We start from the raw sequence: 399 nt of genomic DNA, 5'->3' as shown, positions 1-399 counted from the left end.
ATTAAAGATGGCTCGATCACCAATGCGAAAATTGGTGGTGAGATTAGGTCTGACAACTTCGTAGACGGATCTCAGGGCTGGCGTGTCGGAAAGGATGGTTCTTCTCAGTTCCACAACGCCATTGTCCGAGGACATGTTGAAGCAGAAAGCGGTTCTTTCAAAGGCACCATTGACGCTACTGATGGGGTTTTCAGAGGAACCGTGCAGGCAAGCCGATTTGTTGGTGATATTTGCTCGGCTGGAGTATTCAAACAAGGCGTAAGGCCAGACATCACTCATTATGACTCTGGTTCAGTCGGCGGAACAAAAACATACGTTGTATCAGGCACAGTGGCATGCGATGTAAATTTCGTTGGAAAGATCAAGGTCTGGATTAAGGGGGTTAAGGTTTCCGAGTTT

The 399-nt window shown here is 47.4% G+C and carries 1 protein-coding gene; it reads left to right on the top strand.

Annotated features, from left to right (window positions below; translation table 11 throughout):
• The coding region (locus CWM53_RS04405) for a DUF3672 domain-containing protein (RefSeq protein ID WP_227521685.1) at nt 1-399 on the top strand (399 nt) is incomplete at both ends.

This window comes from Klebsiella sp. A-Nf5 (assembly GCF_002810545.1).
In the GTDB taxonomy this organism is placed as follows: domain Bacteria; phylum Pseudomonadota; class Gammaproteobacteria; order Enterobacterales; family Enterobacteriaceae; genus Klebsiella; species Klebsiella variicola.
This window is presented reverse-complemented; position numbering and strand designations above follow the sequence as displayed.